This is a genomic window from Rothia sp. HMSC065G12, assembly GCF_001811455.1.
GTDB classification, from domain to species: Bacteria; Actinomycetota; Actinomycetes; order Actinomycetales; family Micrococcaceae; genus Rothia; species Rothia dentocariosa.
Map to the genome: position 1 here is coordinate 1 of NZ_KV804813.1, position 13153 is coordinate 13153.

Sequence of the window (13153 nt, forward strand, 5' to 3'; positions counted from 1 at the left end):
TGTGGTTTTTACTCAACAACCCCAACCCGGTAGCAGCATCCCCTTGACCATGAGTGCGGTTGGGGTCTTGGTAAGCTATTCCGGGGGAGGGTCGGTTGCCCTCTTCTAATGTGTTCTGGTTGAACGGGTTTTCTTAGAACACACAAAGGTAACGGAGTATAAGACATATTGTGTCTGCCCTGAACCATCTCGCCCTGTCATGACAGCGAACCATCCTATCTAAGGTACGGATCAAAGGCTTGTAGGTAAAATTGTGTGTCTGCTACCGGGTACTTTGCCCTGTCACCACAACGGATACAGCCTTGAATAACCACTCAATTAGTGGTTAACTCCGGTACAACACCCAAGAATGGTCCTCAAAACCTCCGCTACCGATGCCCTACCTCTGACGGACCTCTGAAGAAAAACGGTACCACCAGCGCAGGAAAACCCGATAACGATGCACCAACTGCGGGGTCTCAACAACCATTCAACACCTCAAATTCACCCAACGGAATTAGCTATGCTTTTATCGCCTGGAATACCAGCATTAGCTTTCAACACGCAAAGCCCCGTAAAAGTACCCGCCAATTCCAGCTGTATATGTAAGCCGGTACTGGGACGTCATGTATTCATACTCCCGTTCACCCCTGTTACGAAGTACAGCTCGACGGGATCTACTTTGGTGCAGATTATGGCATATGTCGCCATAGCCGCGTCGTTCTTATATCGTCTATACAGACAGGAAATTGGGTTACGGAATAGAATGTTGCCTGTTCTAATGTTCCTAACCTGAAGTGTGGGTGGGGCTAAGCCGTATTCTGTTGAAGCTCTTACACAGTATCCCTTACCCACTAGAAACCCTGAACAAGTCAGAATTGTAGGATGATTACTCTGAATATCTATAGCGGTTCTGGAGGTTTTGAAGGTGCCGATACTCTGCTAGAAACTCGCTGAGGAGCACTGCTTGCGGCGTGTGTAGCCATAAAGTACTGCGAGGCTTGTCCACTATTACTGTCCACTAGCAGGGTGCTCATGAAGGAGAACGGCTGGATTACAACGTAGATAACCGCTAAGTGCACAGGGGGACTATAGGATAAAGGGATAGGCGATGTCCCAAGGCGCCCGTGATAAGGTTCGTCAAATTGTGGCTAAGCAAGTAAGATACTGTCAGCCTGAGACATTGACATCGCCAATGAAACTAATTGGTTAAAAGCTGCTCTAGTTTAACAGGGTTTAAATGTAGGGTTATCGCTAATCTCGCCTTCTAACCCGGTCTGCGGTCGAAGCTGTCCTACGACCTTTCCTTGGTAGCGCAGTCTTGCAGTAGGAAGGCCTTATCCGTGGAACTTATGAGTTGTAAACGGGAGCCTCTGGAAAGGTACGTTTTCATATACATACATACATGTCACCCAGAGAATAAGGGAACGAGGCAATTTATAAGGCACCAAGTCTGCTTTTGCTCATACCGCCAGGTTTATCCTGAGATGCTATCCCGCAGAATAACGAGTCTTATAACGGTACGTGTGCGACTTATAGTCAGCGCAGATGACTGTGGTTGCCCCGTAAAATAAGCTGTGAGCGTGAGAACGCGACACAAAGTGTAGAAAACCCGGCTATGACTGGCAGCTACCACCAACCTTCGGTAGGCTAGAACGGGTTAGCGGTAGGCGCATCCACCGCGTCGATCACAAGATAAAGGAGCAGGCAATGTCCCAGGACGCCCGCGAGAAGGCCCGCCAAATTGCGGCTAAACAATCAAAACGCGGCAATGTCGCGATGAACCGTCGATGGATACAACTTACCGTACTCGGCGTAGTCGTTGTTATTGTTTTTGTTATTGGTTTTGTTTATATCAACGGTCAGAACAATAAAGTACCCGAATCGGGTCCTGTGCCTGCGAGTTCGAATGAGTACGGCGGAATTGTGCTGACTAAGGACGGAATCGTCCAAAACTCCTCAACACGAGATACCCGTAACTATAAGGAACTAGGGGACTCTAACGCCTCCTACACTCCCTCGGTGAACGGTACCCCGCAGGCGGGCAAGAAGCTGCCACTCGGTGTGCAGTCGGCAGATGAAGCCTCTAAGAACGGCAAACCGGTGCGCGTGACGATCTTCCAGGACTACAATTGCGTGCACTGCCATGAGTTTGAGGATCAGTACGGCGAGGAACTGAAGAAACAGGTTCAAGAGGGCAATATCGAACTCGAAATCCGTAACCTGACTTTCCTCGATCAGAATTCGCCCACCCAGTACTCGGCACGTACCGCTAATGCCGCATACGCCGTTGCTAACCAGGTGAGTGCAGATAAATTCTTGGATTTCCAGAAAGAACTGTTTAGTCACCAGGGAACCGGTGACCTGAACAACCAGCAGATCGCCGATATGGCCTCTAAATACGGTGCAAATATCGGTTCGGATATGAACGATAACAAGTGGCGTTCTCTTGTGGATGTCGTGACCGCAGAATCCTCGAAGAACGATATTGGGGGCACCCCGACCGTTTTTGTGGACGGTGAACAATACACCAGCAATGACTTCACTGGCTTCCTGCAGGGGAAGATCGACGCCAAGAAGAATAACAATAACCCGCAGCAGTAATATAAAAGGATTTGCCCACAAGCGCTAAGCCTGCGGGCGAATCCTTTTTCTATCGTGCTTTAGCCTCAAAGGATACTGACACAATAGTCTAAGATTCCAATGCATGATTCTGCATGAGAGGGCATCTCTGTTAAGGTTCATCGACCGTCTAACATTTTCTGAGCCGTATGAACATAGTTCGAAATCTAAAAGACTCAAAAAGTATAGTGATACGGGAAAATAGCGTTTAAGTAGACACATATAAAAACAGTGAACACGATAAACTTTCATAACATCCACTTTTGAATTAGCATACCTGTGCGTTTGCTGTACACTAGAAGACGTTGCCTCCTTAGCTCAGCTGGCCAGAGCATCGGTCTTGTAAACCGAGGGTCACCGGTTCGAATCCGGTAGGGGGCTCCACGAAAGTCCTGATTCATGCGTTACGCAGCTGATGCGTTGAATCGGGACTTTCCCCTTACAGGTCGTTAGCATTACATGAGACCACACACACCGATTTACAGAGCAGCACAGGACACGCGATATTATGGCAGCAGGTCAACCCGCAATGCATCAGCAAGCGGCGCAAACCCCGACTGTATCATCACCCTCAAACTCTTACCCCCTCGAAAACTTTATTGAAACTCGGGGATTCCGCCCCGAAATTCAGGGTCTGCGTGCATTCGCAGTACTCCTGGTAGTGCTATACCATGTCTGGTTTGGCAGGGTATCCGGCGGCGTGGACGTCTTTCTATTCATCTCGGCGTTCCTGCTCTCACTCTCGAATATGCGCAAAATCAACGAGGGCAGGCCGCTTAACCTCTTCACATACTGGCTACACGTGTTCCAACGCTTGCTTCCGGTAGCGACCGTAACCATCGCGGGAACGACCATCGCATCATTTTTTATCCTACCGCCAAGCCGCTGGGCCGATATGCTCGCGGATGCGAAGGGATCCCTCTTCTACTACCAGAACTGGCATCTTGCTTTTAACTCGGTAGATTACTATGCGCAAAACGCAGCATCGAAAACCCCGTTCCAGCACTTCTGGTCGCTGTCTATTCAGGGACAGATTTTTATTCTGTGGCCGTTGCTCTTCGCGCTGGTCGCATACCTTGTGCATCGTTTCCGCTGGAATCTGTTCACGACAACCATTTTGGTTTTCGATACGGTTTTGTGGCATCTTTGACGTTTTCGATTATTGAAACCGAGACAAACCAGGGGTTCGCATACTTCGATACCCGCACCCGTCTCTGGGAGTTTGCTGTCGGGACGCTGCTCGCCATGGTAACCCTCAAATGGAAGGCCCCTGAGAAGGCGCGCGTCATCATGGGGTGGATCGGCGTTTTTGGGCTTGTGACCTGTGGCGCCTTCCTGCCCGTGCAGCGCTCCTTTCCTGGATTCTTAGCGCTGTATCCAGTAGTTTCAGGTGCTCTCGTCATTATGGCGGGCCGTACCAACAGCCGGTGGGGTGTAGACCGCTGGCTGGTCTCTAAACCTCTGCAGAGTCTCGGCAATATCTCCTACGCCCTGTACCTAGTACACTGGCCCATCCTGATCCTGTACAGCACTGCTGTAGAGAAACCCCACGTGAACTTTCTCGAAGGAACCGCCATTATTGCGGTATCTATTGGCTTAGCCTGGGTTCTGATCCAGTTCGTGGAGAAACCGCTGCGTTACCGTAAAGACCCTTTCATTCCCTGGCTGATGAAAATACTGCGGTTTAAGAGGGTTTTCGCGGTCAAAACGTGGGCCGATCAGCTTGCCTTCCTGGCCGCAACCTTTTTACTGGCAGGAATACCTCTTGCCGGTGCGCAGGCGTGGGTAAACTACTCCAATACTCAGGCAAGTATTCAGGCAGAAACACAGACCCAGACTGCAACCGATAATCACCTAGGTGCTCGCGCCATCGGCACAGATCAGGCACTCATGCACGACGACCCTATCCCCAATGGTGATTTGAAGAATCAATACGAGATGTTGAGCGACGGCAAATGCGAAGGCAATTTTGCCCTCTCTCATGACTCACTCAAGAAGTACTGCTCTTCGCAGAAGAACGGAACAGATGATTCGCCGCTTATGATGGTCGTCGGTAACTCCCACGCGGAACAGGCAATGGCCATGTTCAAACCCGTTGCCGAGCAGTCCAAAGTTAATATGCAGTCGATCCTCTTAGGCGGATGCCAGTATCCGCAGCAGGATGCATCATCCTCGAACGAGTGCGCCGAGTTTAACCGAGACGTCACCGAAGAAATTCTGCAGCGTAAGCCGCAGACCGTGGTGATTATCGCAACCATCGCGGAGGCGCGGTCTAATGAGGAGCGCATCGACCCGGCCTTGGAGGAAACGGTCAAGAAATTCACGGACGCCGGAATACAGGTGGTTGGTGTGCGCGATAACCCGCGGTACGACTACAACGTATACGAATGCGCACAGAAGGCGGGAGACGACCTGGAATCCTGCGCGCGCCCGGTCTCTGAGAAACTGGCTGAAAAGAACCCCGCCCAAGAGGTCTTTGACAAATACAAGGATAAGGGCGCGGTGCTGGTAGATATGACTGACCTGTACTGCCCGGAAGGAATGTGCCAACCGGTTGTCGGGAACGTCTACGTGTACATAGACGAGAACCATGTGAGCAAGGCATACGGGCGTACTATGGCGAAAACTATGCTTGAACGCGCCGCCAAGGGTGGCTGGATACCCACTGGCATGCTCTCGCTCTAAACACGTGCCAAGAATATACGATGCCGTGTCTTCTTACCGGAAGGCACGGCATCGGTACGTCCGGAGTCTTGAGCCTCGGTGAACGGCAGCCGTAAACCTAGTCCGGCATATAAAATTTCTGTAGGCATTTTTATGGCGTCTTCAGTACCCTCATACTTATCTGGTTGCTCGTGCAGAACCGAAAGGAAGGTAAATCATGAAAACCGTAACTGAGCGTACTCTGCGCGTAGACAACGTGAGCCTAGGATACGGCGCACAGCCTATCGTCAAAGACCTGAGCTTAGAATTCCCGCAGGGCAAGGTCACCGCCATTATCGGCCCCAACGGATGCGGTAAATCCACGCTTCTGCGGGGTGTTTCGCGACTCTTGCATCCCCTTGACGGCGAGTTTTTGCTCGATGGTAAGCCTACGCATCGGTACTCCATGAAGGGGTTCGCACGCATGGTCGGGCTTATGCCGCAGCATCCTATTGCGCCTGAAGGCATTACTGTTGCCGATTTGGTTTCGCGGGGACGCTATCCCTATCAAGGGCTTTTCAAACGTAATAGTGCCGAAGATGATGAGGCGGTAGCCTGGGCTCTGGAAGCCACCGATACGATGTCGCTCGCCGAATGCCAAGTAACCGAGCTTTCCGGCGGTCAGCGCCAGCGTGTGTGGATTGCGATGGCGCTTGCGCAGGAGACCGATATTCTGCTGTTGGATGAGCCGACCACGTACCTTGACCTGGCGCATCAGGTGGAGCTGCTGGATTTACTGGCGGACCTGAACGAAGAACGCGGCACCACCATGATTATGGTGCTGCACGAGCTGAATCTCGCCGCTCGCGTTGCAGACTATCTAATCGCCATGAAGGACGGGCAGATCGTCAGTCGCGGATCTGCTCACGAGGTGCTGACCTCCAGAAATCTTAACGATATTTTTGGGCTCAAGGCCGAGGTTGCCGATCCGTTTAGTGACGGGAGCGTGGTGGTGGTGCCGCATCATCGGTCTGCGCACGCTTCGCAGAAGATACTGGACGACGTGAACCCGTGAAATAAGACTTAATAAAACAGGAGCGAGAAACCCGAACAAAACGCGGTTACGGTATGTTTGAGTTTGCTGCACGATTGGTTTGTCCTGCCTGAAACCGCAAGCAGCTGGATGTCTGCGGTCGGTACCTAAGACAGACATATTATTCATGGGATACTGGCGGGTAGATAAAACCGAAAGTTAGGAAAAACCTACTATGCTCAAACTCGATAAAAATGCCAGACTGCACGGCGAATCTGTGCGTTATGTGGCAATGGGTGACTCGTTTACCGAAGGTGTGGGCGATGTCGATATAGACCGTCCCAACCAGGTGCGCGGCTGGGCAGATCGCGTTGCGGAAACTATCGGCTCGGTTGATGCTCAGGCGCAGTACGCTAACTTGGCGATCCGCGGGCTTTTGATGCACCAGATCGTCGAGCAGCAGCTGGAGGCCGCCCTAGAGCTGAGACCGAACCTTGTTAGCTTCTACGGCGGCGGCAACGATATTATTAGCCTAAACGTGAATATAGATGAGATTATCTCGCACGCAGAGCGAGCCTTTGCGGCTCTGCGCGCGGAAGGAATCGAGGTTCTGACGATTACGGGTTTGGACGTGAAGGGAGAGGGACCCTTTGCTCGGACCCGTCCGCGTACCGCCCTGTATAACGAGCTTCTGCGTACGGTGGCGGATGAATACGGTGTGCACATTATCGATTACTGGCGTATGGACGATTTTCTGGACTGGCGGCTGTGGGCTGACGACCGCCTGCATATGAATGAGTTGGGGCATCAGCGCTTCGCATACCATGTGCTGACGCAGCTTGGGCTGGGGCATCTGGCGCAGGATGTGGACCTTATCGCCGGTGAAGAAGAGCCTCCGCCGCTGCGTGAGAGAGTTGCCGAAAGTGCGTATTGGGTAAGAACGCATGCTCTGCCTTGGATGGGCCGGCAGCTGACTGGGCGCAGTTTGGGGGATGGACTAAGCGCGAGGTACCCGAATTTGGTTCCTGCCGCTGGTCTTGGCGAGCCGGTAGAACTCGAAGAATAACCTGCCGTATGCCGTAAAATACGGGTTTCTACGAGTTAAGATGTTAATCTCACATTTAAAATTTCAACGATGTAATTAGACGTTTGTCACATGGATATCGACAAGGGATGAAAACTTCGTCATGAACTACCTTAAACTCCCTTGTGACTTGAGGAAACAGCGAGAACTGGTAGAATAAGCGGGTAACTCTATCGCGGCCTTTCGGCGTGCCCGGAAGAAGTCTGTATCAAATGGTTACCCCTCAAAATCCAAAAAATCCTTGGTTTTTAAGGGGAGTTTCTGGCGTGCAGGCTTGCGTGAGTTGCTGGATTTACCTAGAATTTAACGCTGTTCGTAGTGGTGGAAACGCCTCTCGACACTAAATTATGCTTCACCGTTTTTCCCGCGGCGGGGATTGACATCTGGATCTCACCCAGATGCCGGTCTCAAACACTCTAGCCCGGAGAATAACCCGGTGCTTCTACATTGGTGACGGGACGTACGAGTAACATCGACTGCGCATCCGTCAGAAAAGTCAATCAATAAGGAGTGAAACATGGCAGCAGTCTGCCAGGTGACCGGAGCTGTTCCCGGCTTTGGACACAGCATTTCGCACTCGCATCGCCGCAATAAGCGTCGATTCGATCCGAACGTTCAGAAGAAGACCTATTGGGTTCCTTCGCTTCGCCGTAAGGTGACCCTGAACGTGTCCGCTAAGGGCATTAAGGTTATCGATGCTCGTGGCATTGATGCCGTGGTCGCAGAAATCATCGCACGCGGGGAGAAGATCTAGTACATGGCATCAAAGGCTAAGGACCTGCGTCCTATTATCAAACTCAAGTCCACTGCAGGCACCGGGTACACCTATGTAACCCGTAAGAATCGCCGCAATAATCCTGACCGTATGGTGCTAAAGAAGTACGATCCCGTGGTTCGCAAGCACGTTGACTTCCGAGAGGAGCGCTAAGAATGGCTAAGAAGTCAAAGATCGCTCGTAACGAGCAGCGCAAGGTCATCGTCGCTCGCTACGACGAGAAGCGTCGAGAACTGAAGAAGACGCTGGTGAACGAGAACGCTACCCCCGAGGAGCGCGAAGCAGCACGTGTAGCTTTGCAGAAGCTACCCCGCAACGCATCTCCCGTCCGCGTTCGCAACCGTGACCAGATCGACGGTCGTCCGCGCGGTACCTTCCAGAAGTTTGGTATCTCCCGCGTACGCTTCCGCGAGATGGCACACCGTGGCGAATTGCCCGGTATTACTAAGTCAAGCTGGTAATTTCTGGTATTTTGTACCTAGGCGAGTTATTTTTCCTCGTGAAAAGCAGCTCGACTTAGTCTGAAAAAGATAAGTCTCAGGAAGGGGCACCCCAAATGGCTAAGAACCGTACCGAACTTGTTGCAGAGGTAGCAGAGAAGTCTGGCAAGAGCCAGGCAACCGTGAACGCAGTGCTCGACGCAGTGTTCCAGGCTTTCGAGACCTCCGTCTCTAAGGGCGAGAAGATCACCATCCCCGGCTGGTTGGCTATCGAGCGTACCGACCGTGCAGCTCGTACTGGTCGCAACCCGCAGACCGGTGAAACCATCCAGATTCCCGCTGGTCACGGTGTGAAGCTGACCGCAGGCTCCAAGCTGAAGGCAGCAGTCGCTACCAAGAAGAAGGCCACCAAGGCCACCTCCAAGAAGAAGAAGTAACTTCTTGAGACTTCTAGGACCTGATAGGGGCTCCCACCACACGGTGGGAGCCCCTATGTTTATGGTTTGTTTTCTCTGTCTGAGAGCTTCTGCCCCCGATACCAAACTCCGTTTGAAAAGGTTGTCAGGACGGGATAAACTACCGGGGACGGAATCTTATTTTTCTAAAAACTTCACGTTGAACATACGCGTCGCAACATTACGCTGTAATGCCTTTCGCCCCAAGAAAAGTGGACAACACCTTGTCGCCTAAAAGTCTCAATCAGGTTAGCTAAAATAGTAGTAAGTAATGTTGCAGCCTGAAAATATATCCTGTTATGACTCAGAAAGACATACCGTGACCATCGTACCGAGAAAGTATAGCGCTCTTCCGTTAGCTCTTGCAGGGCTTGGTCTGTTGAGTGCGTGTGCATCCTCCGAACCTCAAGATCCGGTGACTCCCGCCGTGGTGACAGTGACGGCATCCCCCTCAACACATGGTACGGCTGCGGAATCTTCGGCAACCTCTAACCCCTCGGCAGATCCCGCCCATGCCCCCGCCGCGACCCAGGGTAATGGGGGAGGAAATACCTCCGGCGGCTCGGTGAATGGTGATACTAATCAGAATCAGCCCGGAACCGGCGGGAACAATACGCCCGCGCAACGTAACAATGGTGGATCTCCAACCGAACCCAAGGTGAATGTGAATGGCTCCTGGACCCACACGAACTCCGAAGGCGATAAAATCACCGTTGAGACGAGCGGTGCGTGGGAAGTTATTAAGAGCGACGGTGAGGCTATTAGAGTGAGCGCAAGCGGCGCATGGACCCAGACCGACCATGATGGCGAGGTTATTACGGTTAACGCCGACGGTTCGTGGTCAGTCTCCGAGAATGGCATTGTTGAGGATGAAGAAGACCGGCCTGAAATCCCTGCAATTCCTGGAAAACCCAATAATCCGGAGGCGGCAACTCCGGTAGCCCCTGCAACTCCGCGTTAAGACGCGGTTCTGTGCGGAAAACTTATATACACAACATATAACTATGAACGATATAAATATATAAGTATTATTAAATACTTTATATGTAAACTTTATAAGTATTTCACCCTGTTCTCAAAATATCTATAAATCAAATGGTCCTTGCACAAAGGTCTCTGCGGTCGGCAGCTCGGGTGATACTCTACTAAGCTGAGCTTTCTTGTGTTCCGGTATTTCTTGTTGTTGGGTGTATGCCTCTTGATACACGAATAAAGTTTTGCCTTGTAGGATAGGGGGGTGTATGTCGTGGGATAGGGGGGTGTATGTCGGGAGGATAAAGACCTTCACATAGAACTCTCGTAAGTATAAAGAAAATATATATAAAAATGCTGATTAACTTTAATTCGTAGTTTCATGTCCGAGATTTTGAAGTGTTTCCCAAGATATTCTTGAAGGTACCCGCAGAAATTAACGTGATATTTTTCAAGAAACGTGTTAATGGATAGCTTCAAGAAGCGGAACACCTTTAGAATAGATGTATCCCTCCTTCCGGAAGGACTATTTATCCCGCAACGATGCTCTTCAGTGTGAATTGCTATAACACCATGTTTTTCGGTGCTGTGGTGCGCTCATGCTGAACGTCTGGGTGGTCGCAACGGGACGTCATCACCGGTTTATAGAAAGAAATGCAATGAGCATGAAGAGAACCTACGCCGTTGTATCGGTGGCTGTGGCGAGTATTCTTGCCCTGAGCGCCTGCGGCTCCTCAAATGAGGCGTCTTCCTCCGTAACATTATCGCCCAACAGCAGCTCCTCAAGCTCAAAATCTTCCCCCACGAAATCTAAGTCTCCAAGTCCCAGTTCCTCGGCGAGTTCATCCCCTTCTGCGACGGCTACTGAAACCGCAACCTCCGAGCCTGCGGATGTTACTCCCTCTTCAACCGCCGAGAGTAATACTACAGGTGAAGCCGTGAATGCTCCCACGCTCACGGACGCGGCAACAGCCCCCGAATCTCCGGCTGCTAATTCTCCTGAGGAAAGCGCAACAGCTGGTGGTGCAGATGCGAATAAAAATGTCGATGAAGCGGCGAAGCCAGCTGACGACTCTGGTGGAAGCAACTCCGGGCAGCAGGGAAATTCTGGAGGTCAGGGAGGATCAGGATCCGCAAATAAAAATGGCGGTTCGCAAGGATCTACCGGCAACAAGGGAAATGGTGGTGCTTCTAGTATCAAGGTGAACCGCGATGGTTCGTGGTCTCAGACCGCTGCGGATGGAAGCACTATCAAAGTTGATTCCGATGGCTCGTGGAAACGCAAGAATGCCGATGGAACCCGAATTCGTGTGTACGACGACGGATCGTGGGTGCAAAAGTATCCGAATGGAAGCGAATTCGGCGTCACCGATAACGGCGAATGGTACTCCTCTAATGGATGGCGAATCTCGTCCTACACGCCCCCAGCGCCCACGCATCCTGGGCGGGGGACGGCTCGTCCAGCACAGCCTAAGCGCGCTGTTTGGCAGGGACGCGGGTAATAAAAACGGCTGACTGTCTGCCCTGAGATGGGAAAATACGTGAAAACTGTAAAAATTATAGCGAGTCTTGCTCTGGCATTTGCTTCTGCTCTGACGCTAAGCGCTTGCGTTGCTCATAGCTCCAGCGGTTCGGCCGCCTCTCCATCGGTGTCGAAAACCCCTAAGCCTTTTCCGTCCGTAACGGTACGCAGTATGGAGGAACAAACCACACAGGTTTCCTCGGATGGTTCATGGTCTTATGTGTCCAATGATGGTTTGCAGGTGAAAGTCAATGCTGACGGTTCTTGGACTAAAACCGGGATTATGGGCGAGGAAACTGCGGTGTCGGCAGATGGGTCATGGACCCATAAAGCTCGAATCGAGATTGCAGAGCAGGGAACAGTGCAAGGCTCCCAGGCTAAGGTGCAGGCGGATGGCGGCTACACGACTGTGAAGAAAGGCGGGCAGCCCGGAACCGCGAAACCTACGGTTCCTCAGATGCCTGAAAAACCTGCAAACCCTCAGGCGGTAACGCCTAAGACCCCGGTTGAGCCCTCGTATGCTCTGCAATAGTTTGTGACTGCGACCTCTGTCGTGAGGACTTTCAGGAACCGAAGCGCCGCATCCACAAGGCTAGGATGCGGCGCTTCGGCTTTTCATCTGCCTGCGATAAGAGCCTGTGGTACGGGGGGGTATACCCCACCCCTTTACTTCGCGGGAATTCGGAGGCCTGAAATAGGTATAAAAAACCTTAAGATAATTTTTAAGTTTCTTAGGTTAAACACAGGTTTACATAGGCTCAACATAGCTAGAACCAGTAGAATAAAGGTATTCCCGGTAGGGTATAGCTCCTGTAATTTCAGTCTTGTGACGCGAAATTTTCGGGTACTGAACAGTAATTCATCATCAGAAAGACTACGCACATGATCACCAAGAAAACTTCCGCCCTTCTTTCTCTGGCTGTAGCAGGCGTTGTAGCCCTCAGCGCATGCGGTGCCAATAACTCCAATAACGCTTCGAACTCTTCATCGGCATCCGCTTCTGCATCTGCGACTCCCAAGGTCTCCGCCTCTGACGGTTCGGTCACTGTGAATAATGGTGATACCTCTGTTACCGCTGGGGCTGACGGTAATATGCAGATGAAGAACGGCGATTCCACGGTATCTGCTGGTACTAACGGCGGAATGCAAGCGGATAACGGCTCGGGGTCGAGCGCATCCGCATCTACTAGCAATAATGGCGGCGGGGCCGGTTCGCATACTGTTGTATCTGATGGGTCGTGGACTTACACTGAGGCTGATGGTGATAATATCGCCGTGGCTTCTGACGGCTCATGGGTTCGCACCGAGACTGATGGCGATATTACCACTGTGAGTTCCGATGGCTCATGGACCGTTAAAGATGGTGGTGATGTAACAGCTGTAAGCGCTGATGGCAGCTACACCGTTCAGGAAGATGGCAAGCCGTCCACGAAGAAGCCAAGCCTTCCGGATCTGCCCAATAAACCAAGCGACTCTAAAGCTGTAACTCCTAAGTCCCCAGTTCAGCCAACCACTGCCGGCTAGATTATTCTAGATAGAGAGTCGATATGCCGTGCGTTGCCTCTGACGCGCTACGGTAACTACTGGTCTAGAAGGCTCCACCCGGACGTAGCATCACGGTATACGGC

General features: G+C 51.6%; 14 protein-coding genes and 1 tRNA gene. 14 read left to right on the forward strand and 1 reads right to left on the reverse strand.

Features of this window, described 5'->3' with window-relative positions; genetic code table 11:
• Window positions 1–1689 precede the first annotated feature (1689 nt).
• The 4 genes from HMPREF2804_RS03005 to HMPREF2804_RS03015 all read left to right on the forward strand — a co-directional run bounded on the left by HMPREF2804_RS03005 (window position 1690) and on the right by HMPREF2804_RS03015 (window position 5286).
• The gene (locus HMPREF2804_RS03005) at window positions 1690–2583 is read left to right on the forward strand and encodes a DsbA family protein (RefSeq protein ID WP_070627230.1); all 894 of its coding nucleotides are present in this window, start codon (window positions 1690–1692) and stop codon (window positions 2581–2583) included.
• A 325-nt stretch (window positions 2584–2908) separates the two neighbouring features.
• Window positions 2909–2985: transfer RNA gene (locus HMPREF2804_RS03010), tRNA-Thr, on the forward strand.
• Window positions 2986–3109: 124 nt separating this feature from the next.
• The gene (locus HMPREF2804_RS11260; protein ID WP_246824106.1) at window positions 3110–3751 is read left to right on the forward strand and encodes an acyltransferase family protein; all 642 of its coding nucleotides are present in this window, start codon (window positions 3110–3112) and stop codon (window positions 3749–3751) included.
• A complete protein-coding gene (locus tag HMPREF2804_RS03015; protein WP_246824107.1) occupies window positions 3739–5286 on the forward strand; it encodes an acyltransferase family protein in 1548 nt (515 codons plus the stop codon). The genes HMPREF2804_RS11260 and HMPREF2804_RS03015 overlap by 13 nt, the downstream gene beginning before the upstream one ends.
• Here HMPREF2804_RS03015 and HMPREF2804_RS11405 read toward each other — a convergent pair.
• A complete protein-coding gene (locus HMPREF2804_RS11405) occupies window positions 5283–5414 on the reverse strand; it encodes a hypothetical protein (protein WP_256370911.1) in 132 nt (43 codons plus the stop codon). The two genes, HMPREF2804_RS03015 and HMPREF2804_RS11405, sit on opposite strands and share 4 nt — an antisense overlap.
• 68 nt (window positions 5415–5482) lie before the next feature.
• On the opposite strand from HMPREF2804_RS11405, the gene HMPREF2804_RS03020 reads away from it, so the two are divergent.
• From HMPREF2804_RS03020 to HMPREF2804_RS03075, 10 genes are all read left to right on the forward strand, one after another.
• The gene (locus HMPREF2804_RS03020; RefSeq protein WP_070627232.1) at window positions 5483–6319 is read left to right on the forward strand and encodes an ABC transporter ATP-binding protein; all 837 of its coding nucleotides are present in this window, start codon (window positions 5483–5485) and stop codon (window positions 6317–6319) included.
• 193 nt (window positions 6320–6512) lie between these two features.
• Entirely contained in the window at window positions 6513–7343 is an 831-nt protein-coding gene (locus tag HMPREF2804_RS03025) for an SGNH/GDSL hydrolase family protein (RefSeq protein ID WP_070627234.1), read from the forward strand.
• A 535-nt stretch (window positions 7344–7878) separates the two neighbouring features.
• On the forward strand, window positions 7879–8115 hold the full coding sequence (gene rpmB / locus HMPREF2804_RS03030) for a 50S ribosomal protein L28 (protein WP_004005966.1): 237 nt from the start codon (window positions 7879–7881) through the stop codon (window positions 8113–8115).
• A 3-nt stretch (window positions 8116–8118) separates the two neighbouring features.
• Window positions 8119–8289: a 50S ribosomal protein L33 gene (rpmG, locus tag HMPREF2804_RS03035; RefSeq protein ID WP_004005967.1), complete on the forward strand. Its 171-nt coding sequence runs from the start codon at window positions 8119–8121 to the stop codon at window positions 8287–8289.
• Between the two features lie 2 nt (window positions 8290–8291).
• Window positions 8292–8597 carry a 30S ribosomal protein S14 gene (gene rpsN, locus HMPREF2804_RS03040; RefSeq protein WP_004005968.1) on the forward strand — a complete coding sequence of 102 codons (306 nt, stop codon included), beginning with the start codon at window positions 8292–8294 and terminating at the stop codon, window positions 8595–8597.
• A gap of 95 nt (window positions 8598–8692) precedes the next feature.
• Window positions 8693–9013 (forward strand): HU family DNA-binding protein, encoded by a 321-nt coding sequence (locus HMPREF2804_RS03045; protein WP_004005969.1) that lies wholly within the window; start codon window positions 8693–8695, stop codon window positions 9011–9013.
• Window positions 9014–9350: 337 nt separating this feature from the next.
• Window positions 9351–9992 carry a hypothetical protein gene (locus tag HMPREF2804_RS03050; RefSeq protein ID WP_070627236.1) on the forward strand — a complete coding sequence of 214 codons (642 nt, stop codon included), beginning with the start codon at window positions 9351–9353 and terminating at the stop codon, window positions 9990–9992.
• A gap of 670 nt (window positions 9993–10662) precedes the next feature.
• Entirely contained in the window at window positions 10663–11505 is an 843-nt protein-coding gene (locus HMPREF2804_RS03065; protein ID WP_141750929.1) for a hypothetical protein, read from the forward strand.
• A gap of 39 nt (window positions 11506–11544) precedes the next feature.
• Entirely contained in the window at window positions 11545–12057 is a 513-nt protein-coding gene (locus HMPREF2804_RS03070; protein WP_083296722.1) for a cell surface protein, read from the forward strand.
• Between the two features lie 350 nt (window positions 12058–12407).
• A complete protein-coding gene (locus HMPREF2804_RS03075; protein ID WP_070536348.1) occupies window positions 12408–13049 on the forward strand; it encodes a hypothetical protein in 642 nt (213 codons plus the stop codon).
• Window positions 13050–13153 lie beyond the last annotated feature (104 nt).